A 20568-nucleotide genomic window follows, 5' to 3' on the forward strand; every position below is an offset into this window, starting at 1 on the left:
CGGTTGTTTGTCTACCGTCGCGGCGGCCTACCGTGCCAGGCCTGGGGTACCGAGATTCGCCGTGCCGACCTCGCCGGCCAAACGCCCAGGCCCGGAAGCGCGGCGAGTCCAGGCGTGGGCGTTTTGGCGAGGGCTTTTACGTCCAGACGATCATATTGTCCCACCACTGGCCGGCGCGCATGAGCAGCTCGACATTTCGGCCACCGCTCGCGACGTACCCGTGGATAGCGATGCGCGAATAGACCGCCGACATGGCGCCTCGCCCCGACCCGTCGTACCAGCCGCCCCGATGGATGTCATCGTCCCCGGTGCCGGGGAACGTCGCATGGGGAACGTCGATCCAGGCGAAGTCGCTTGGTACCGGCAGCTGCGTCGCCTCCATGAACCGATGGGTATAGGCCACCTTGGCCGCCAGACCATCCCGGAACGATCGTGGGTCGAGGATCGAGTCCGGCGGGCTGCCCTTCCAGTACGTTTCGGCCCACTTCGGCGAGCGAGGCACCGTCACCCGGTTGTCGATCAGGGCCTTCAGTGCTGTGCCGAGGTCGCCGATCGCGTTCGGCGACCAGCCGTAGGTGATCAGGTAGGGGTGCTCACCGGTCTCCTCGCCGAACTGAAAGTCTGCGCCGTCGAGCGGGAATCCGGCAGGGCTGCCGGCATAGATGAGCTCCGGGTCGATCTCGTCGGTGGCCAGCAGCGGCCGCGCGGCTGCGGCAGCGGCTCGCTCGTAGGCCGGCCGGTGGTAGCGCCCGAACCCCTCTGCGAGGGCACGGACGGCCGAGTACTGCTCGATCGACAGCATCGCGGGGGACCAATTCGTCACGTCCCATGAACCCATCGTGCCGTCCGCGGTGTCGACGAGGTGCGGGAACCCGCCTACGAGCCTTGGGTTGTTGAAGCGGTCGGTAGCCTCGCCGAGCGTGAACTGCAGCTCGACCAGCCGGTCCAGCAGCGCCGTACCGACTTCGTCGATGTCCCGCAATTCGGACCACAGGTCGACGCGAGCCTGACCGTGGGCTTCGCGGAACTCATTCTCGAGGAACTTGGCGTATGCAACCAGGAAGCTGGCGTTGCCGGTCAGCGTTCGGATGTCACCCTGACGCAGAATCTGCTCGGGAGTTGCGGCGAATTTCTCGACCAGCCCGCTGGCGAATCCGCGCACGTTCGTGACCAGCGCCGGGTGTGAGAGCAGGAACGGGTCCTCGAGCACTTGCGCCCCCAACAGCGCGTTCATGTGAGAGGGGCGGGCGGTCAGCATGCGGTCGAGGAGCGCCTCGAAAACCGCCCGCTGATGGGGGTCACCGGTCACCTTGTGTATCGCGGCGTAGGCCGTCAGTGCGTGCCCGACGCCTTCCAGTCCTCGGCCGACATACCGGCCGTCCACCGTCACCTGCGTGTATGCCCCGACGACCGTGGGCTCCTGCACGGCCGTGCTGGCCATGCCGGCCGTGCCGGCGGCCGCCGGCGCGGCCAACGGGACCACCATGATCGTTGTGGCCAGCACTGCGATGGTGAACCGAGTTCGGCGCGATCCGAGAGTCCTCTGCGGACCAAACATCCGTTACCTCCTCCTCGCGACTGCTCTGTTGGCGCGTTCCTCCACCACCGTCCGTCAGCCGAGCGTCAACCCGGAGCCGCAATATACGGGCTAGACCGTTAATGAGACGATCTCTGCGGCTTCCAGCTAGGGGTAAAAGGCTGGTGGTTAGGGTCACGGCCGAAATGGTTGATCAGGAGGCTATCGACTTCGAGTGACCTTCGTCAAACTCCGAGTCTTCACGGTCCTGCGTTTGTCTGATCCGATCCGGACGGTGGTCTGCCCGTGTTAAGAAAAAAGCTACGAGGGTCTTCGGCGTGAGAGCTGGAACCCGGACCCCGAACCCCGAAGCCGAGCACCGGGCCTGAACCCAGTGGTCGGCCCGGTCCCGGTCCCTGAAGGCCAGCGCGACGACGGCGCGCCCGGATGAGTCCCCCAAAGGTGAACGTGACTCGCTTCATTTAGATGTAGGCGGCCCTGGTTCCCGACCATCCAGATCAAATGGGCGGGAACTGTCCTCAGCAGCTGGAGCAGAGCTGGATTGCGGCGGCCGTCGCGTTGGTAGGTATGTCCTGCACCGCGCCGTGGATCGCGCGCACCAGCAGCCCGCCGACGCCGTCCGTATCATCTCGGCATGGTGCTGAACCCGGAGGTGCGGTTCAGCCGGCGGGCGGTGCTCCTGGCCGCCGGAGGGCTGCTCGTCGGTTGCTCACCGCAGCCCGAGGTCGACAAGGTCCACCTGCGACTCGCCACCGGGCCGGCGGGGGCGGTGTACCGGCGCATCGGCGGTGCGCTTGCCGAACACATTTCCGAGCAGGTGCAGGGTGCCACGGTGACCACCGTGCCGAGCGGGGCGTCCACCGACAACATCCGGATGTTGCGAGCCGGCGAGGTGCACCTCGGGCTGACGAGTTTGGACGCGCTGATCACGACCGACGGCAGCGCGCCCGAGGGGCTCTCGGCGATCTGCCGGCTCTACGACAGTCACCTGCATCTCGTGGTCATGGCCGGTTCGGCGATCGAAGCGTTCCGGGACCTCGCGGGCAAGCGCATATCCCTCGGCGCCCACGACTCGGGCACGGAGTTCACGTCGCTGCGGGTTCTGAAGCTCGGCCCGGTGAAAGCCGACGGCCGGTACCTCAGCCAGGCCGAATCGGCGGCGGCACTGCGCGACGGCACGATCGACGCGATGTTCTCCCTGACCGGCGTCCCGACACCCGCCATCACCGAGCTGGCGCAGCGGCACACGATCCGGCTGATCCCGTTGGACGCACAGGCGGACGCGCTCTTCACCGCGTACCCCGGTCCCTACGCTCCGGCCATGATCCCCGCGACCGCCTACGCCGGCGTCCCGGCCACCCGCACCGTCGCCGTGCCGAACGTGCTGCTCGCGCGCAACGACCTGCCCGACGACCTGGTCTACGCCATCACCGACACGATCTTCACGCACACCGGCACGATCACCTCCGCCAGCCGCGACGGCGCCGAAGCCCTTCCCGAAGCCTGGCAGATCAACGCGCGCACCGGGATCTCCACCGGATCGGTCCCACTCCATCCGGGCGCGGCCGCCTGGTTCCGCGACCGCAAGCGCTGACCTGGGACAGCGGCGGGCCGGCGACGGGATCGGATTCTCAGACCGGCGACGGAGCCGGCGCGCCGGACGACGACGGCACCCGCGGAACGGCCGGCAACGCCACCACCGCGGCGAACCCGTGCCCGGAGCCGTCCGGACGCGGCAGTCCGTCCTCCAGCCGTAGCTCGCCTCCGGCCGCGCCGACCAGGTCGGCGCAGATCGCCAGTCCCAGGCCGGTCCCGGACACGTTCTGGTGCCGCGGCGACCGCCAGAACCGTCGTAGCGCCTGGGTCCGCTCGGATACGTCGATCCCCTGGCCGTCGTCCCGGACAGCAATCGTGACCACGCCGCCGGACGGGGAGCCCGTGCCCGGTCCGGCGCCCGCACCATCGGGGACGATCCGGGCGGTCACCTCCACCACCCGCGCGCCCGAGAGCCGCAACGCGTTGCTGATCAGCTCGTCCAGGATGCTGCCCAGTCCGCCCGGCGGCTCCAGCAGCCGCAACCCCGGCGGGACGTCGACCGCCAGTGTCTGCCCCGCCGTCGCCGTCAACGCCCGCCACCGGTCGACCCGGGTCGCCAGCACCGCGTCAAGGTCCACCGGCGACGCCGTCCGCATGCTCTCCATCCGCGCGCTGGCCTGCAGCGAGTTCAGCATCCGCTGCATCGCCTTCAGCTCGTCGACGGCCACGTCGTACACCTGCCGCCCGCCGCCCTGCGGCCGCAGGTGCGGTTCGAGGCTCTCCACCGCGAGCCGGAGGCTGGTCAACGGGTTGCGCAACTGGTGCGACGCGTCGGACACGAACGCCCGCTGCCGCTGCGCGGCGTTCTCGACGGCGTCCATCATGGTGTTGAACGACGCCGCCAGCCGCCGCAGCTCGACCGGGCCGGCCTCGGCGTCGGCGCGGATCGTCAGGTCGCCCTCGGAGATCCGCGAGGTCGCCGCGTCCAGCTTCCGCACCGGCCGCAGCACCCACGCCGACACCGGCCAGGCGACGGCCGCCAGCGCGATCAACGGCAGCAGCCCGAGCCCGGCGAGCCGGGCCCAGCGCACGAGGATGCGTTCACGCGTCGCCGACAGGTCGGAGATCGTCACGACGGCGCCGACGACCTCACTGTCCCGGCCCACCGGCTCGGCCACCACGAGTGCGGAGTCGTCCCATGGCGCCCATTCCCAGGACGGTTCGGACCGCGCGCCGGCCAGCGCCGCGGTCACGATCCGGGGCAACGCCGGCTCGGCGCGCGCCGCCTCCTGGTACTTACCGGCCGGCCCGAGCAGCACCTCGCCCGACGTGTCGATCACCGCGACCGGGATGCCGTAGAGCTCGTGGTAGCGCGTCAGCTCCAGCTGCAGCGCCTCGGTCCGCCCCCTCGACAGCGCGGTCTCGGCCAGCGACGCGAACCGGCCGACGTCGTTGAGCCGGTTGACGTACGTCTCCTGCATCTCCCGCTCGGCCACGGTGACGCTGAGCGGCACCCCGAGCGCCGCGACGAGCAGCACCGCGAGGGGAACCAGGACGACGAGCAGGCGGCGGCGCACGGCGCGTCAGCCGATCATCTCCGGCTGGTCGGCCAGGAGCCGATAGCCGACACCGTGGATCGTGCGGATGACCACGTCCGGCCCCACCTTGTGCCGCAACGCCGCGATGTGGGTATCCAGGGTGCGACTCGACGACTCCCAGGTCGCGCCCCAGATCTGGTCGAGGATGACGTCGCGGCTGACCACGTTCGGCGCCCGCCGGGCCAGCAGCAGGAGCAACTCGAACTCCTTGCGGGTCAACGGCACGGGTGTGCCGCGGACGGTGACCTCGCGGGTGCCGACGCCGATCCGCATCGGGCCGAGGACGAGCGGCTCATCCGGGTGGCTCAAGGCACGAGCGGCCCGGGTACGCCGCAGGACGGCGTCGATCCGGGCCAGCAACTCGGGGATGCCGAACGGCTTGACGATGTAGTCGTCGGCGCCGGCGCGCAGGCCACGGACCCGCTCGTGCTCCTCGGACCGCGCGGTCACCGCGATGACCGCGGTCTCCGGGCGGTCACGCAGCCTGCGGATCACGTCGAGCCCGTCGCCGTCGGGCAGGCCCAGGTCGACGAGGACTACGTCGGACGGCGCGGCACGCACGGCCTCCGCGGCGGTGGCGATGCGGTGGACCTCGAAGCCCGCCTGGGCCAGGACGGTCACCAGACCCCGCGCCACGCGGTCGTCATCCTCGATGACGGTTATCCGCATACCGGCGGATTGTACGGCCCGGATCGACGCCCATGTCAGCCCCGAGTTCTTGGGATTCCTCTGACATCCAGGGCATTCCTTGGGATTTCTCTGACACCATCCGCGTCTCCGCCCGCCGAGACTGAGGCCCGACAATGCGCACGCGCCGACGAGGAGTCCTCGACATGACAACGACCAGGCATCGGGTCGCCGCGCGGATGATCGCCGCGCTCGGCGCCCTTTCACTCCTAGCCGCCTGTTCCGGCAACGGCGGCGGCGGTGGCAGCGGAGGCGACGCCTCCAACTACCCGGATCAGAACATCACATTCGTCGTGCCGTTCAGCGCGGGCGGCCCGACGGACACCGTCACCCGCCTGATCGCCGAGCCGATGGCCGCCAAGCTCGGCGGCAAGATCGTCGTCCAGAACGTCGAGGGCGCCGGCGGCACGGTCGGCGCCGGCGAGGTCTCGCGAGCCGAGCCAGACGGCTACACCGTGCTCATGCACCACATCGGCATGTCGACGGCACCCGCCCTGTACAAGAGCCTGGGCTTCAAGCCGCTCGAGGACTTCGAGATGGTCGGGCTCGTCACCGAGGTGCCGATGACGGTCGTCGCCCGCAAGGACTTCGCGCCCGCGACGTTCCAGGACCTCGTGAACCACGTGAAGGCGAACGCCAGCAAGGTCACCCTGGCCAACGCCGGCATCGGCGCCGCATCCCACCTGTGCGGCCTGCTGTTCCAGACCGCTGCCGGTGTCAAGCTCCAGGAGGTCCCGTACGCAGGCACCGGCCCCGCGCTGACCGACCTCGTCGGCGGCCAGGTCGACTTCATGTGCGACCAGACGACCAACACCAGCGGCCAGATCGCCGCGGGCAAGGTGAAGGCGTACGCGGTCACCACCCCGGAGCGGGTGAAGAGCCTGCCCGACCTGCCCACCACGGCCGAGGCCGGGCTGCCCCAGCTCCAGGTCAGCGTGTGGCACGGGCTCTACGTCCCTGCCGGCACGCCCGACGAGATCGTCCAGAAGCTGTCCGAGGCGCTGAAGGTGGCACTGGCCGACCAGGCGGTCATCGACCAGATGGCCAAGCTCGGCACCGCGCCGGTCCCGGCCGAGGACGCGACCCCGCAGGCGCACCGGGCCAAGCTCGAAGAGCAGCTCGGCACCTGGGCAAAGGTCATCGCCGACGCCGGGGTCAAGGTCTCCTGAGGTGGAGCGCCGTCGGTCGTTCCCGGACGTCCTCGCCGGGGGAATCTTCGTCCTGATCGGTGGCGCATTCGTGCTGGGGTCGCTCGGCTACGAGCTGGGCACCCCACTGCGGATGGGCCCCGGCGCCTTCCCGCTGCTGGTCGGCGCGACCGTGGCCCTGCTGGGCCTGGCGATTGTCGTCAAGGGGCTCATCGCCGGCGAGGTGGTCTCGTTCGGGCCGATCCCCTGGCGTGCGGTCGCCGTCATCGTCCTCGCGGTCCTGTTCTTCGGATTCACCGTCCGGCGCCTCGGATTCGTACCGACGTCGGCGGTGACCGCCCTGCTCACCACGCTGGCCAGCTCACGCGTACGGCTGCTCACGGCCGTGGCCGTGGCCGCCGGACTGACCGTGGCCAGCACGCTCATCTTCGTCGTCGGACTTCAGCTGCGGATCCCGCTATGGGGCCCGTGGCTCGGGTTCTGACGCGGCATCCGGATTGAGGCATGGAACTTCTCGACAACCTCGCGCTGGGCTTCTCGACGGCCCTCCTGGTCCAGAACGTCCTCTACTGCTTCGTGGGAGTGCTGCTCGGGACCGCGGTCGGCGTGCTGCCCGGCATCGGGCCGACGGCGACGGTGGCGATGCTGCTGCCGATCACGTTCAGCTTCGAGCCGGTGACGGCGCTGATCATGCTGGCGGGCATCTACTACGGCGCACAGTACGGCGGCTCGACGACCGCCATCCTGATCAACCTGCCCGGTGAGTCGTCGGCGGCGGTCACCGCGCTGGACGGGCACGAGATGGCCCGGCAGGGTCGGGCCGGGCCGGCGCTGGCCACCGCCGCGGTCGGGTCCTTCATCGCCGGTACGGTGGCCACCGTCGCGCTGGCCGTCGCGGCCCCACCGCTCGCCAGCGTCGCGTTGAAGTTCGGCCCGGCCGACTACTTCTCGCTGGTGCTGCTCGGCCTGATCGTGTCGATCGCGCTGGCGCGCGGCTCGGCGCTCAAGGCACTGGCGATGATCGCGCTCGGCGTGCTGCTCGGCACGGTCGGGCAGGACATCTACACCGGCACGCCCCGGTTCGTGTTCGACCAGCGTGAGCTGTACGGCGGCATCGACTTCGTGTCGGTCGCCGTCGGCATGTTCGGGGTGGCCGAGATCCTGCGCAACCTGGAGAACGAGAAGACCCGCACGACGGTCGTCAGGACGGTGAAGAACCTCTGGCCGACCCGCGAGGACCGGCGCCGGATCGTCGGCCCGATCCTGCGGGGTACCGGTCTCGGCGCCGCGCTCGGCGTCCTGCCCGGCGGTGGCCACGTGCTGGCCTCGTTCACCTCGTACGCCGTCGAGAAGCGGATCTCGAAGCGGCAGCAGGAGTTCGGGCACGGGGCGATCGAGGGCGTCGCCGGCCCCGAGTCGGCGAACAACGCCGCCGCGCAGACGTCGTTCATCCCGCTGCTCACCCTGGGCCTGCCCGCCCATCCGGTGATGGCACTGATGGTCGGCGCCTTCATCGTCCACGGCATCACCCCCGGCCCCAACGTCATCACCGACGAGCCGGCGCTGTTCTGGGGCCTGATCGCGTCGATGTGGATCGGAAACGTGCTGCTCGTGCTGCTGAACCTGCCGCTGATCGGCATCTGGGTGCGCATGCTGCGCATCCCGTACCGGGTGCTGTTCCCGATGATCATCCTGTTCGCCGCGATCGGCACCTACTCGCTGAGCTTCAACGCGTACGACGTCTACGCGATCGCGTTCTTCGGGATCCTGGGCTACATCCTGATCAAGTGCGGCTGCGAGCCGGCGCCCCTGCTGCTCGGCTTCGTCCTCGGTCCGCTGCTGGAGGAGAACCTGCGGCGCGCGCTCATCATCTCCCGCGGCGACGCGTCCGTCTTCCTGACCCGACCGATCTCCGCGGTGCTCCTGGCCCTGGCCGTGGCGGCGCTCGTGGTCGCCGTCCTTCCGACGATTCGCAGGCGCCGGGAGGTCGTGTTCGCCGAGGAGGAGGGTCTCGACGGGATCTCGACCCCCGTGGTGCCGCCTAACCCACGGGCGCACGACGACCTCGACGAGCGGCTGCGACGGGTGCCGCCGGAAGGGTGAACCGCGCTCGAGGTCAGGCCGGGGGTCAGGTGTGCCGGCACCGCAAGCGGGTACGCCCTGCCGACCGGACCGGGGGGAGGCATGGATGGCGAGCGAGGCGCCGGACTACTTCCAGCCCGAGGGCGGGCTGGTGGTCACGCACCTGTTGATCGTGCGGGACGTGGACCGTTCACCTGGACGAGCCACGTCGATGTCGAGTCCGAGCCCGGTGCAGAATTCTCGTACCCCTATCTGATGCAGACCGGCGACGGCATGATCCACCTCGCCTACACGCACCGGCGCGAGTCCATGCGACACCTCGTCTTCAATGAGGAGTTCGTGCGGGCCGGCACCGACCTGCCCTCCGACGCGCGGCCGGTGCCCGTCGAGTTCCGGCACGGGTCGCTGAAGCAGCCCTCCGCCTGTCACTACGTGAACACCCCACGCTGACGGCCGCGAGTACGGACGCCACGACATCGTGGCGCCCGTACCGCCGGACTCCGAGACCCGGCTTGAGCTCGCGCTGGGTACCTGGACCCGCACGAGGCTGCGCCGGCGGCGTGGGGTGCCGCGCCGAAGACTGCGGCGCGGCACCCCACGCAGTACGACCCGTCAGGTGGGCAGTTCGATCAGAGCCAGGTTCCGGTCCACCGCCGTCCACGCCTCCCGGGCTCCTAGGACCGGCTCGATGCGAGGAACGGTGTACCAGTTGGTGCCGATGCCGGTATGTAGCGGCACCGCCGACTCCAGCCCGGGTCCCAGCTCGTAGATGTTGTCGCCGAAGTTCGCTCCGGCGTAGACCCGGCCGCGGTGGGCGACGACCTCCCCGTAGCCGCTGAGCTTGCCGGACCGCAGCACGGTGCCGGTGGTGAGGTCGTACGCGAGCCAGGTGCCGCTCGTGCGCTTGTAGAGCGCGTAGAGCACCCCGTTGAGCACCTCGACGTGTTGCATGCTGGGCTGGCCGGGCAGTGGCGCGAAGCGGTCGACCACCTCGCGGCGGTTGATGTCGAACACCGCCACCTGGGAGGTGGGCTCGGTGGGCGGCATGCCGTTCCCGCCCCAGGTGTCCCCGGCGATGTAGGCCAGATCCCCGTCCAACGCGATGGCGTTCAGCGCCTGGTTCGGCAGGATGTCGAGGCGTACGTCCATCTTCCCGGTCGCCGGGTCCAGGAGCGTGAGGGCGCCCTGCAAGCTGCCGTAGCGCGGGGCCGACGCGATCAGGACGAGGCCGGACGGCTTGTGGTGCACGACGTCCCAGGGCCGCTGCTGGTTGTTGCCGATCCTGCCGAAGCTGCGGACCCGACCGGTCCGAGGGTCCAGGTCGATGATCTCGCTGCTCGGGTACAGGGCGCTGATCATCCGGTTCCGCCACACGACGATGTCCTTCGCCTCGCCCCCGACGGGATACCGGCGGCTGATGCCGCGGGCGGGTTCGTGCACGGTGATCGCGAAGTGCCCGCCGACGTAGACCGCGCCGTCGGGCGCGGCGCACATCGACTGGAGGAGTTCGGGGCCGGCTGCCCGCGGGTCGTCGGTCAGGTCGTCCTGCTCCACCGTGTTCTGTCCGGGCGTGAGGATGGACACCCGGCCACTGCCGTTGGCGGCGAAGACGGTGCCGTCGGGGAGCAGCGCCACGCCACGTCCCTCGTCGCCTTCCGGGCCCTGCGCAATCTTGACCAACCGGTCGCCCTCCCGGCGGAGGATCGATCCGGTCAGCCGTCCGAGGGCGAGCAGCCCACCGTCTCCGGTGACGGTCAGCGAGTCGACCAGGTACTCCTCGTCGGCGGGCACCTCGACGTGGCCGGAGCCGTCTCGGGCGATGTCGTGGACCCCGAAGGCGGACGCGGCGTAGACCCGGCCGCCGCCCGTGGCCAGTGCGCCGAGCCCCGCGTCGAGTGGGGTGCCGGCGGGCATGATGTCGACCTTCGCCCCGGTGCCGCGGTCGATCCGGATGATGTGGGAGGGGATCGTGCCCGCGTACACGTAATTCTCGTCCGCGGCGAGCAGCCGGGCGTACTGGGATCCGGGGAAGGCGCGCCCGAGGTTGGTCAGCGCTCCGGTCGCCGGTTGCAGGGACCAGACCTCGCCACGGGGATAGGTGCCGAAGTAGACGACGCCGTCCGGTGCGGTGGTGGCCGCGAACACGTTCGTGCCGGACGGGCCGATGGTGCCGAGTCGCCGGGCGGTCCGGGTTGCCGGGTCGTACTCGACGATGTCGCCGAACGAGTACGTGCCGATGTAGACCTTGCCGCCGGAGACGGTGCAGGCCCACCCGCCGTCGCCCCGTTCCAGCGGGACCACGTCGGTCACGGCGCGGGAGACGATGTCGTACGTGACCACCTTCGGCGGCGTCTGCCCACGGGTGACGAAGTACCCGGTGGTGCCGTCCACGGCCATGCCGACGATGGCCGCGCTCAGCGACGCCGGGCCGAACTGCCCCGGCTGACGCGGGCCGTCGGCCGCGGCCGGCAGTTCGCCGAGCACGCTGCCGCCCAGTGCGGACAGTGCCGCGAGTTGGATCACGTTACGTCGGTTGAGACGCGTCATGCGCATGCTCCTCTTCGGAGAGAGATGCCAGCGAGCGGCGATCGGTGAGCGTGCCTTCGGGTTCGGCGGCGGCCCGGGCGCGGGCAGGGGCCGACGGGAGGAGTGCCGCTCCGCCGGTGAGTGCGGCGGCCGGCAGGAGATGGCGACGAGCGACCATGGGCGCTGCCTTTCGGCCAGGACCGGAATTGCGCAGAGTCTAGTACGACAGTCGGCCGTCGGGACATGGTCAATGGGGAATTGATTGATGAGTTCGAGGGCCAGACCCAACGCGATCCGTAGCTACCGGCGGGGGGCTCGGGCCGTTGACGTCGGTGGAGAGTGGGCCTAGGGTCATTGCGGCCCCGCCCGATATGGGTTGCGAAGGGTCGCACCAGCAACAGCTCACCGACACCCCGGGGGACCGCCCGCGGGGCCTCATCCAGATTCCGGTACTGACCGTCACGGCTCGGCCGCCGGCTCCCCGGCGGTCGCTGGAAGAGAAGCAGGCGCTCATGACGAACCGCCGCACGTTGCTCCGCTCCGCCGTCGCCCTCACCGCCGCGCCGGCCCTGGCCATCGCCCGGACCGCGAACCCCGCGACCGCAGACGTCTCCACCGCCGACTCCGCCGCCGGGGTGGCCGTCGACCCCTTCGGCATCCCGCTGCGCGACGTGCTGCTCATCGGTGGCACCGTCGCCCCCGGCCCGACCGGAAAGCCGGTGCTCTGGTCCGCGGTGTCCGGGGAGCCCGCCCGGCTGGCCGCGATCGACCCGGCCACCGGCCGGACCGTCTCCGCCCAGGACCTCACCGGCGCCCCCGGCTCGTACGCGGTGGCCGCCGCACCCGACGGCACCGTCTACGTCGGCGCGTACAACACCGGGGACCTGTACCGCCGCCGGCCCGGCCCGGACAGCCCGGTCGAGAACCTCGGCCGTCCACTGCCGTCCGAGACGTACATCTGGCGGATCGCCGTGGACGACGCCGGCGTCGTCTTCGGCGGCACCTTTCCCGGCGCGCGGGTCTTCGCCCGTGACCCGGCAACCGGGACGACCCGCGACTACGGCCAGGTGCTTCCCGGCGCCCAGTACGTCCGGAGCCTCGCCGTCACCGCCGACAAGATCTATGCCGGCACCCAGCCGGACGCCCACCTGTTCGAAATCGACAAGGCCACCGGCGAGCGGCGCGAACTGCCGCTGCCCGACGGCCTCGGCGCCGGCATCGGCCAGACGGTGTACGACCTCAACGCCCACGACGGCCGCGTGTACGCGCGGTTCGGCTCGGCCACCATAGGCCGGCTCGGCGTATACGACGTCGCCGCACGGCGGTGGACCGACCTGATCGACGACGTCGCCGGCCTGGACGTCTCCGCACCCGGCCCCGGCGGCCTGGTCTACCTCACCCGCGCCGGGCGGCTCACCGGCTACCACCCGGGCAAGCGGACGTTCACCGACACCCCGCTGGTCTTCCCCGGCCGGGTGGTCAACAACCGGGGCATCGGCTGGGTGAACCTCCGCGACCGTGACTGGCCGGGTCGCACGCTCGTCGGGCTGCTCTGGCGCGGCGACATGTTCCGCTGGAACCCGCTCACCGGGCGGGCCGACGTGGTGCCGACCGACGTGCCCGGCGCGCCGATCCCGATCGCGGCGCTGCACGTCGGCCCGACCGGCACCGTCTGGGTCGGTGGCTACCTCAACGGCGGCCTGGCCCGGGTGGACCCGGACACGGGCGTGTCGACCTTCCAGCGGTTCGCCCAGGTGGAGAGCGTGCTGGAGACCGGCAACCGGGTCTGGCTCGGGGCGTACCCGGACTCCCGGCTGTACCGGTACGACCCGGCCGCGCCGTGGCACAGCCCCGAGTATTCGCCCGGCCCGCCCGGCAGCGCCGACAACCCGGCGAAGCTGCTCGACCTGAAAACCGCCGACCAGGTGCGGGCCCGGGCGCTGACCGACGCCGGCGACAAGGTCGCGTACGGCACCATGCCCAACACCACCCTCGGCGGCGTGCTGGCCATCGTGGACAAGGTCACCGGCGCGTCGCGCGTGCACCGGCCGGTGGTCACCGACCAGTCGATCGTCAGCCTCGTCCATGTCAACGGCCTGCTCGTCGGCGGCACCTCCATCTCCGGTGGGTACAGCGTGCCCCCGCCCATCCAGACCGAGGCGATGCTGTTCGGCTGGGACGTCGCCGGCGACGCCAAGACGTTCGAGTTCGTTCCGGTGCCGGGCGCGACGGCGATCCCCGCGCTGGCGGTGGACCGCACCGGGCTGCTCTGGGGCCTGGCCGGCGGCCAGCTCTTCGCCGTCGACCTGGCCACCCGCTCGGTCGTCCAGCGCCTCCAGCTCGCCCCGGGTGTCGCCGACAGCCGCGGCAAGATCGGCTACGACGCCCCGCGTCACCTGTTGTACGCGCTGGTGCGCGGCCAGCAGGTCGTGCAGGTGGACTTGGCCACCGGCGCCACCCGGCAGCTGCTGGAGCAGCAGGCGGAGTTCCTCGCCGTGCACCCGGACGGCCGGCTCTTCCTCGGCGACGGCGAGCACCTGCACCGGGTCACCGTGACCGGCTGACCGCCGCCCGGGCCGGCAGCGGAGGCCGACGCCGACCGTCCGGGTGCATCAGCGCCGGCACGGACTGGAGCGGGCCGGCGATCCCCCCTCGGGATCGCCGGCCCGCCGCCGTTCGCACCGGGTGCGGGGTCTACAGCTGGATGCGGACCAGGTTGCGGCCGCGCAGGGCGTACAGCGCCGAGCCGTCCGGGGCGGCGGCGAGCAGCGCCCCGCCGCCGTACCACTGGGCGTTCAGGCCGGTGACGAACGGGGTGACCGTCATCGTCGCCGGGTCCAGCTTCCAGACGTCCCTGCCGTTGGTGCCGTAGATCGTCGGGCCGACCTGCACCAGGGTGTTCTGCCCGGACGCGACCGTGGTGGTGGCCACCACCTGGCGGGTCCGCTGGTCGACGGCGAAGAGCACGCCGGTCTCGGTGAGGCCGAGGATCCGGTCGCCGGTGGCGACGAGTTCAACGATCTGCCTCGCGCCGGGGACCGGGGTGATCTCCCAGGTCTTCGTCCGGGTGGCCAGGTCGAAGCCTGCGAGCCGGGCCTCGGTGGCCCGGGGTGTGGTGCCGAGTCCGCCGTTGATGCTGCTGCCGAGGAACGCGGTGCCGTGCTTGACCGCCACCGACCGGATCGACTGGTCGGGGATGACGTCGCGGTGCACGTCCAGCGCGCCGGACCGGGGGTCGTAGAAGGAGACGGCGCCGCCGTGGCGGCCGTACTCCGGTTCGGTGCCGACGGTGAGCAGCTTGTCGGCGGGGGACCAGGTCGCGTCGAGCGGCCGGTTCTGCTCGTGGCCGATCGTGGTCACCCGGCGCGGGTCGCCGTCGGATGCCATCCGGAACAGGTACGCCAGCGTGTAGACCGACATCCAGATCTCACCGGCGACCGGGGTCATCGCCTTGGCCTCGCCGGGCAGGAACCGGCGGGTTGAGGTGCCGGCGACTAGGTCGTGCACCTGCACACCGGCCTTGCCGGAGACGTACACCCGGGGGCCGTCGGTGGCGATCGCCATGGCCAGTTCCGGCGCCGGCGGCATGCCGGCCTCGGTGAGGTCGACCCCGGTCAACGCGCCGGTGGTCAGGTCGTAGGTGACGACGGTGTTGGTGACCACGCCGCGCAGTTGGTCGCCGGTGATGAAGATCCGGCCGAAGGAGGCGCCGTCGTAGGGCACGGCCAGGGTGCTGAGCTGCCCGGTGTCTCGGTCGTACCGGCGCAGCGTGCCCGAGGGCCGGGTGCCGACGTAGACGTCGTTGCGGCCGGGGTCGATGGCGATCGCGGTGATGTAGCTGTCCGGTGTCTGCACGACCTCGTAGCGCGACGGGTCCGCGGTGTCGATCAGCAGCATGGTGCCGGTGGGGGAGAGGGCGGCGGCGAGGAGACCGTCGGACAGGGCGAGGGTGCCGACGAAGGTACGGTCGGCGAATTCCGGCGGCAGGATCTCCCGCTTCGCGCCGGTGGCCCGGTCGATGGCGATCAGGTGGGCGTGCGCGCCGACGCCGGCGTAGATGGTGGTCGCGTCGACGGCGATGCTGCGCACGTACTGCTCGCCGGGGACGGCGACGCCGTAGTCGCGGGTGGTGCCGGTGGCCGGGTCGTAGGAGAAGACCCGCCCGTTGGGATAGGTGCCGCCGTAGAGGACGCCGTCGGGCGCGGCGGCCAGGGCCCAGATGAATTGGTCGGGGGAGACGTCGGCGACCTTGGTGACCGCGGTGCCGGTGGTGTCCACCCGGTACAGGTCGCCCGGGTCATAGGTGCCGACGTACAGGTCGGTGCCGACCGCCGCGGTGGCCCAGGCGCCACCGCCGGTCGGCAGTTCATAGCGTCGGTTCACCCGCTGCTCGGCCAGGTCGTAGCCGCCCACCACGACCGGCGTCACACCGCCGGTGGCCGTGTAGATCGTGCCGTCGATCAGCTCAGAGCCGTTGACGGAGGTGACCTCGGAGGCGGGCCCGAGGTCGGTGACGGTGCCGGGCGGTGCTCCGGCGTGGACGGTTGCCGCCGGAATGGTCATCTCGGCGTGGGCGGATGCCGCCGGGACCGCCAGCACGGCGGCGGCCAGCGCAAGTGCCGCGATCAGCGCGGTACGTCGCAACACGACCTCCAGGACTCACAGTTTCGGTCAGGGCTGTAACCGCTCCAGCGGACCATGGTGAGCGTGACGCGTCGAGGCCCGGCGCCAAGTTTCGTCATCGAATGCAAGCATCGATTGAGAACGCTGGAATTCCGGGCGCCACCGTAATAGGGTGCCGGCATTGTGGATCGTTGCGGCCGCTACGTCGGCAGCACCTCGGACCACGGCCTCTGGGGTGGCGCTGATCCGCGACGAGGCGCACTGGGACAGCCACGGCGCGTTCGTCGCTCACGTCGCCTCGGTCACCGGCGGCCTGGTCCTCGCCGGACTGCTCGGCGGAGGCGAGAGGGACGCGATCGTCGCGGCGGCCGTGGCTGGAGCCTGCGTCCGCCCCGTCGTCCGCGTGTGGGTGGTGACGGGGGCGCCTTGACGAGGGCGGTGACGCTGACCCGCTTGCCGCCGTCCGCCAGGCAGCCGTGCGTGCCCGGGACGCGGGTGTGCCGGTGGCCATCGGGGGCGAAGGCGCTCATCGGCTTCCTTCGCTATTACGGGGCTGGATCGATCCGGTGCGACTCTCGTACGAACAGTAACGGTGTGACCTCGATACTCTTCGCCCCTAGTATCGGCCCGGACCGTAAGTTAGTGTACGGCGAACCTGACTCCCCCGGAAGGATGCGAGATGCGTGTTCGCAAGAGCCTGTCGGCCGTCGCGGTGGCGCTCGTCGCCGCACTCGCGGCCACGGGCTGTGGTGGCTCCGGCTCCGGTGACTCCGACAAGAACACCGTGACGATGTGGATATACCCAGTGATCGTCGACGAAGCGAAGCACCGCGCGCACTGGGACGAGACCGTCAAGGCGTTCCAGTCCGCCAACCCCGACATCGTGGTCAAGACCGAGATCTTCCCCTGGGCCAACCGGGACCAGGCGCTGGCCACCGCCATCGCCGGCAACAAGGGGCCCGACGTCGTCTACCTCATCCCCGACCAGCTGCCCAAGTACGCCCGCAACATCGAGCCGGTCGACGAGTACCTCGACGACGCGACCAAGAGCGACTACCACGAGAACGTGATGACGTCGGTGAGCATCGACGGCAAGATGATGGGCGCGCCGATCCTCACCAGCGCCGCCACCCCGCTCTGCAACAAGAAGGTCTTCGCCGCCGTCGGCGAGACGACCTACCCCGCCAACTGGAACGACCTGCTCACCATGGCCCCGAAGTTCAAGGCCAAGGGCTACGACATCGCCGCGTACCCCGGTGACGCCAAGCAGACCTTGAACCAGACCTTCTACCCACTGCTGTGGTCGGCCGGCGGTGACGTGTTCAGCCCGGACGGCAAGTCGGTCGCCTTCAACAGCGACGCCGGGAAGAAGGCGCTGACTCTCGTGAAGCAACTCGTCGACGGCGGTTACGTCGACAAGAGCCTGATCACCAACCTCCCGTCGATCGAGCAGACCCGCATCGGCCAGAACAAGGTCGCCTGCGTCTGGCACGCGCCGGTGGCGGAGGTCGAGCCCCTGTGGGGCAAGGAGAACATCCAGGCCGTTCCACACTTCACCGACGTCAAGCAGGTCGGCTACGGCACCGTGGGCTCCCTGTCGATGCTGAAGGGCGCCAAGAACAAGGAGGCGGCCGGTAAGTGGATCGCCTTCGCGACCAACGCCGAGAACACCAAGAAGTACGACCTGGCCTCCAACTTCTTCTCCCCGCGGAAGTCCACCGGCACGCTCTACGCCGGTGACCCGGTCCTCAGCACGCAGGAGCAGCAGGTGGTCACCAGCACCGTCGGCCCGCTGCACGAGAAGGCCCGGGACGTCCAGGGCGTCCTCTTCCCGGAGATCCAGGCCGCTCTGCTCGGCAAGAAGTCGGTGGAGCAGGCGCTCGACGACGCGGCGAAGGCCGCCGCTCCGCTGCTCGGCTGATCCTGGCGCGGCTCGCGGTGGGCGTAACCTGCCCACCGCGAGCCGGCGAGAAAGGTTGTCAGATGGTTGCACTACCGGGGAGCCAGATCCGGCGGCCACGCCGGCCGGGGACCGCGGTCCGCCGCCCACGCCGGCCGTCCGCCCGCGAAGCCGGCACGGCCCTGTTGTTCGTCCTGCCGTTCCTGCTGCTCTTCGCCATCTTCCGGTTCGGGCCGGCGATCGCCGGGGTGATCCTCGGCTTCACCGACTACACCATCGGCGGTGAGACCAGCTGGACCGGCCTGGAGAACTTCCGCCGGCTCGTCGACGACCCGACCTTCTGGTCGGCGCTGCGCGTCACGGTCATCTTCACCGCGCTGTCCGTACCGCTGTCGATGCTGGCCTCCCTCGGCATGGCACTGCTGACCCGCCGCGCCTTTCGCGGCGCGAAGGTCTTCCGGTCCATCTTCTTCCTGCCCGTGGTGACCAGCCTGGTCCTCGCCGGAGTGGTCTTCACCTGGGTCTTCGCCGACGGTGGGCCGTGGTCGCGGGCGATGGGCGCGCTGGGCCTGCCCGCCGGCTCCTGGCTCGCCGACAGCGCGCTGGTGGTGCCGGCCCTGGTCCTGGTGTCGGTCTGGTCCCGCTTCGGCTACGGCATGCTCATCCTGCTCGCCCGGCTTCAGGACATCCCGGCGGAGCTGGAGGAGGCGGCGCTGACCGACGGCGCCTCGGCCTGGCAGCGCTTCCGGTACGTCACGCTGCCACAGCTGCGGCCCGCGCTGTTCTTCGTCGCCATCATCGAGACCACCGTGTCGTTCCAGGTCTTCGACATGATCTACGTGATGACCGGCGGCGGGCCGGTCCGCTCCAGCTACAGCCTCGTCTACCTGCTCTACGACCAGGGGTTCAAGTACTTCGACCTGGGCTACGCCAGCGCGGTCGGGGTCGCCCTGTTCGTGATGACGATCGTCGTGGCGCTGATCCAGCGGCTGACCCTGGGGAGGGAAGAATGACCGACACCATCACGCCCCCGGCCACCGCCGCGCCGGCCACCGAACGGCCCCGGCGGGCCTGGCGTCCCTACCGCGCGGACCGGGCCGGCCGGGGCTGGGTGATCGGGCGCACCGCGCTGCTGCTGGCTGGTGCCGTGCTCACCCTCTTCCCCTTCTACGCGATGGTCGTGCTGTCGCTCAAGCCGACCGGGCCGGTCACCTTCCCGGACAGTCTGCTGCCCTGGCCGTTCTCCACCGAGGCGTACGACCAGGTCATCGGTGCCAAGAGCGTGCTGCGCTGGATGGGGAACACGCTCGTCTACTCGGTGGTGTCGGTCGTCGGCGTGCTGCTGTTCGCCTCGATGGCCGGCTACGCCTTCGCCAAGAAGCGATTCCCGGGCAAGGAGACGATGTTCTGGTCGTTCCTGGCGATGCTGATGGTGCCGTACCACGTCACGATGATCCCGACGTTCATCATCATCTCCGAGATGAACGGCGTGGACACGTACTGGGGCATGATCGTGCCGACGCTGGCCAACGCCCAGGCGGTCTTCCTCATGCGCCAGTTCATCGCGTCGCTGCCCGACTCGTTGTTCGAGGCGGCCCGTTTGGACGGCTGCTCCGAGTGGCGGGTGTACGTCTCGATCGTGCTGCCGCTGATCAAGCCGATCCTGGCCACGCTGGGCGTCTTCGTCTTCCTCTGGCACTGGAACGACTTCCTGTGGCCGCTCATCGTCGGGCAGAGCCTCGACATGCGAACCCTCACCACCGGCATCGCCTCGCTGCAACAGGAGAACGTGCCGTTGAACATGCTGCTCGCCGGCTCGGTGGTGGCGTTCGTGCCGATCTTCATGGCCTACCTGATCGGCCAGCGGTACTTCCAGGAGGGCGTCTCCACCACGGGCATCAAGGGTTGAGCGTCATCGCCGTGGCGGCGACGCCGCACGTGCGCGAGCTGTTTCTCGACGCCGACACCTGGGCCGCGCTGCAGCGGCTGGGCGAGGTGCGGCTGCCCGCCGACGGCACCGACGTGGGCGACGAGGCCGTGCTCGCGGGACTGCTCGCCGACGCCGACGTCGTCGTCACCGGCTGGGGAACCGCCCCGCTGACGACCTCGGTGCTCGCCGCCGCGCCTCGGCTGCGGTTGCTCGCGCACACCGGGGCCAGCGTGAAACCGTTCGTCACCCCGGAGAGCTTCGCCGGCGGGGTACGCGTCACCCAGGCTGGCGACGCGATGGCGTACGCGGTGGGGGAGCAGGCTCTCGCGCTGACCCTCGCGCTGCTGCACCGGCTGCACCGGTTCGACCACGCGCTGCGTACCGGCGCCGACTGGGCGAGCGCAAAGGACGCCCCGCCCCGCCGGGAGCTGCGCGGGGCGACGGTCGGGGTGGTCGGCGCGTCCCGGACCGGCAGGGCCTACCTCGGCCTGGTGCGGGCGTTCGGCGCGCGGGTGCTCGTGGCCGATCCCTACCTGTCCGACGCGGAGGCCGTGACGCTCGGCGTCGAGCGGGTCGGCGTCGACGAGTTGCTCGCCCGCAGCCTGGTGGTCTCCCTGCACGCTCCGGTGCTGCCGGGGACCGTCGGGATGATCGGGGCACGCGAGCTCGCCCTGCTGCCCGACGGGGCGCTGCTGGTCAACACCGCCCGCTCGGCGTTGGTGGACGAGGCCGCGCTGCTGGCCGCGCTGGGCACCGGCCGGATCGACGCCGCGTTGGACGTCTTCGACGCCGAGCCGCTGCCGGTCGACCATCCGCTCCGCCGGCTGCCGAACGTGCTGCTGACGCCGCACGAGGCGGCCGGGACGGTGGAGTCGCGGCGGCGGGCCGGCGCGATCGTGGTGGCCGAGATCGACCGGTTCCTCCGTGGCCGACCGCTGGCCCACGAGGTGCGGCCGGAGCAGTTCGACCGAACCGGCTGACCCGGGCTGACCTGCGCTGGC

General features: G+C 70.6%; 17 protein-coding genes. 12 read left to right on the top strand and 5 right to left on the bottom strand.

Going from position 1 to position 20568, the window contains the following annotated elements; all coding sequences use genetic code 11:
• Positions 1–136: 136 nt before the first annotated feature.
• Entirely contained in the window at positions 137–1558 is a 1422-nt protein-coding gene (locus tag BUS84_RS29105) for a hypothetical protein (RefSeq protein ID WP_143728556.1), read from the bottom strand.
• Between the two features lie 613 nt (positions 1559–2171).
• On the opposite strand from BUS84_RS29105, the gene BUS84_RS29110 reads away from it, so the two are divergent.
• Positions 2172–3131, top strand: coding sequence for a TAXI family TRAP transporter solute-binding subunit (locus BUS84_RS29110; RefSeq protein ID WP_074317353.1), 960 nt, complete (start codon positions 2172–2174; stop codon positions 3129–3131).
• Positions 3132–3168: 37 nt separating this feature from the next.
• Here the strand turns inward: BUS84_RS29110 and BUS84_RS29115 are convergent, their stop codons facing one another.
• Positions 3169–4650, bottom strand: a complete 1482-nt coding sequence (locus BUS84_RS29115; RefSeq protein WP_074317355.1) for a sensor histidine kinase — start codon at positions 4648–4650, stop codon at positions 3169–3171.
• A gap of 6 nt (positions 4651–4656) precedes the next feature.
• Positions 4657–5340, bottom strand: a complete 684-nt coding sequence (locus tag BUS84_RS29120; RefSeq protein ID WP_074317356.1) for a response regulator transcription factor — start codon at positions 5338–5340, stop codon at positions 4657–4659.
• Between the two features lie 164 nt (positions 5341–5504).
• Between BUS84_RS29120 and BUS84_RS29125 the strand changes: the two genes are divergently transcribed.
• The 5 genes from BUS84_RS29125 (at position 5505) to BUS84_RS29145 (ending at position 9038) form a co-directional block, all read left to right on the top strand.
• Positions 5505–6527: a tripartite tricarboxylate transporter substrate-binding protein gene (locus tag BUS84_RS29125; protein WP_074317358.1), complete on the top strand. Its 1023-nt coding sequence runs from the start codon at positions 5505–5507 to the stop codon at positions 6525–6527.
• 1 nt (position 6528) lies between these two features.
• A complete protein-coding gene (locus tag BUS84_RS29130) occupies positions 6529–6990 on the top strand; it encodes a tripartite tricarboxylate transporter TctB family protein (RefSeq protein ID WP_074317360.1) in 462 nt (153 codons plus the stop codon).
• A gap of 20 nt (positions 6991–7010) precedes the next feature.
• Complete coding sequence (locus BUS84_RS29135) at positions 7011–8609, top strand: tripartite tricarboxylate transporter permease (RefSeq protein ID WP_084757629.1); 1599 nt, start codon at positions 7011–7013, stop codon at positions 8607–8609.
• A gap of 85 nt (positions 8610–8694) precedes the next feature.
• Positions 8695–8844, top strand: a complete 150-nt coding sequence (locus BUS84_RS39155; protein ID WP_208869755.1) for a hypothetical protein — start codon at positions 8695–8697, stop codon at positions 8842–8844.
• Positions 8844–9038, top strand: a complete 195-nt coding sequence (locus BUS84_RS29145) for a hypothetical protein (protein WP_074317361.1) — start codon at positions 8844–8846, stop codon at positions 9036–9038. Before BUS84_RS39155 ends, BUS84_RS29145 begins: the two co-directional genes overlap by 1 nt.
• A 162-nt stretch (positions 9039–9200) precedes the next feature.
• Here BUS84_RS29145 and BUS84_RS29150 read toward each other — a convergent pair whose 3' ends face one another.
• The gene (locus BUS84_RS29150; protein ID WP_143728557.1) at positions 9201–11135 is read right to left on the bottom strand and encodes an NHL repeat-containing protein; all 1935 of its coding nucleotides are present in this window, start codon (positions 11133–11135) and stop codon (positions 9201–9203) included.
• Positions 11136–11626: 491 nt separating this feature from the next.
• On the opposite strand from BUS84_RS29150, the gene BUS84_RS40785 reads away from it, so the two are divergent.
• Positions 11627–13678: a ligand-binding sensor domain-containing protein gene (locus BUS84_RS40785; RefSeq protein ID WP_074319195.1), complete on the top strand. Its 2052-nt coding sequence runs from the start codon at positions 11627–11629 to the stop codon at positions 13676–13678.
• Positions 13679–13808: 130 nt separating this feature from the next.
• Here BUS84_RS40785 and BUS84_RS29160 read toward each other — a convergent pair whose 3' ends face one another.
• Positions 13809–15758 (bottom strand): NHL repeat-containing protein, encoded by a 1950-nt coding sequence (locus tag BUS84_RS29160; RefSeq protein ID WP_143728558.1) that lies wholly within the window; start codon positions 15756–15758, stop codon positions 13809–13811.
• Positions 15759–15972: 214 nt separating this feature from the next.
• Between BUS84_RS29160 and BUS84_RS29165 the strand changes: the two genes are divergently transcribed.
• The 5 genes from BUS84_RS29165 to BUS84_RS29185 all read left to right on the top strand — a co-directional run bounded on the left by BUS84_RS29165 (position 15973) and on the right by BUS84_RS29185 (position 20547).
• The gene (locus BUS84_RS29165; RefSeq protein ID WP_074317368.1) at positions 15973–16167 is read left to right on the top strand and encodes a hypothetical protein; all 195 of its coding nucleotides are present in this window, start codon (positions 15973–15975) and stop codon (positions 16165–16167) included.
• A 249-nt stretch (positions 16168–16416) separates the two neighbouring features.
• Positions 16417–17658 (top strand): ABC transporter substrate-binding protein, encoded by a 1242-nt coding sequence (locus BUS84_RS29170; RefSeq protein ID WP_074317370.1) that lies wholly within the window; start codon positions 16417–16419, stop codon positions 17656–17658.
• Positions 17659–17720: 62 nt separating this feature from the next.
• Positions 17721–18650 carry a carbohydrate ABC transporter permease gene (locus tag BUS84_RS29175; RefSeq protein ID WP_074317372.1) on the top strand — a complete coding sequence of 310 codons (930 nt, stop codon included), beginning with the start codon at positions 17721–17723 and terminating at the stop codon, positions 18648–18650.
• On the top strand, positions 18647–19546 hold the full coding sequence (locus tag BUS84_RS29180) for a carbohydrate ABC transporter permease (protein ID WP_074317374.1): 900 nt from the start codon (positions 18647–18649) through the stop codon (positions 19544–19546). Before BUS84_RS29175 ends, BUS84_RS29180 begins: the two co-directional genes overlap by 4 nt.
• Positions 19543–20547 (top strand): hydroxyacid dehydrogenase, encoded by a 1005-nt coding sequence (locus BUS84_RS29185; protein WP_074317377.1) that lies wholly within the window; start codon positions 19543–19545, stop codon positions 20545–20547. The genes BUS84_RS29180 and BUS84_RS29185 overlap by 4 nt, the downstream gene beginning before the upstream one ends.
• The last annotated feature ends 21 nt before the right edge of the window (positions 20548–20568 follow it).

This window comes from Micromonospora cremea, assembly GCF_900143515.1.
GTDB classification, from domain to species: Bacteria; Actinomycetota; Actinomycetes; order Mycobacteriales; family Micromonosporaceae; genus Micromonospora; species Micromonospora cremea.

Coding starts and splice junctions, on each gene's coding strand:
- BUS84_RS29105 (WP_143728556.1), bottom strand. CDS start 1,558: ATGTTTGGTCCGCAGAGGACTCTCGGATCGCGCCGAACTCGGTTCACC.
- BUS84_RS29110 (WP_074317353.1), top strand. CDS start 2,172: ATGGTGCTGAACCCGGAGGTGCGGTTCAGCCGGCGGGCGGTGCTCCTG.
- BUS84_RS29120 (WP_074317356.1), bottom strand. CDS start 5,340: ATGCGGATAACCGTCATCGAGGATGACGACCGCGTGGCGCGGGGTCTG.
- BUS84_RS29125 (WP_074317358.1), top strand. CDS start 5,505: ATGACAACGACCAGGCATCGGGTCGCCGCGCGGATGATCGCCGCGCTC.
- BUS84_RS29135 (WP_084757629.1), top strand. CDS start 7,011: ATGGAACTTCTCGACAACCTCGCGCTGGGCTTCTCGACGGCCCTCCTG.
- BUS84_RS39155 (WP_208869755.1), top strand. CDS start 8,695: ATGGCGAGCGAGGCGCCGGACTACTTCCAGCCCGAGGGCGGGCTGGTG.
- BUS84_RS29145 (WP_074317361.1), top strand. CDS start 8,844: ATGCAGACCGGCGACGGCATGATCCACCTCGCCTACACGCACCGGCGC.
- BUS84_RS29150 (WP_143728557.1), bottom strand. CDS start 11,135: ATGACGCGTCTCAACCGACGTAACGTGATCCAACTCGCGGCACTGTCC.
- BUS84_RS40785 (WP_074319195.1), top strand. CDS start 11,627: ATGACGAACCGCCGCACGTTGCTCCGCTCCGCCGTCGCCCTCACCGCC.
- BUS84_RS29170 (WP_074317370.1), top strand. CDS start 16,417: ATGCGTGTTCGCAAGAGCCTGTCGGCCGTCGCGGTGGCGCTCGTCGCC.
- BUS84_RS29175 (WP_074317372.1), top strand. CDS start 17,721: ATGGTTGCACTACCGGGGAGCCAGATCCGGCGGCCACGCCGGCCGGGG.
- BUS84_RS29180 (WP_074317374.1), top strand. CDS start 18,647: ATGACCGACACCATCACGCCCCCGGCCACCGCCGCGCCGGCCACCGAA.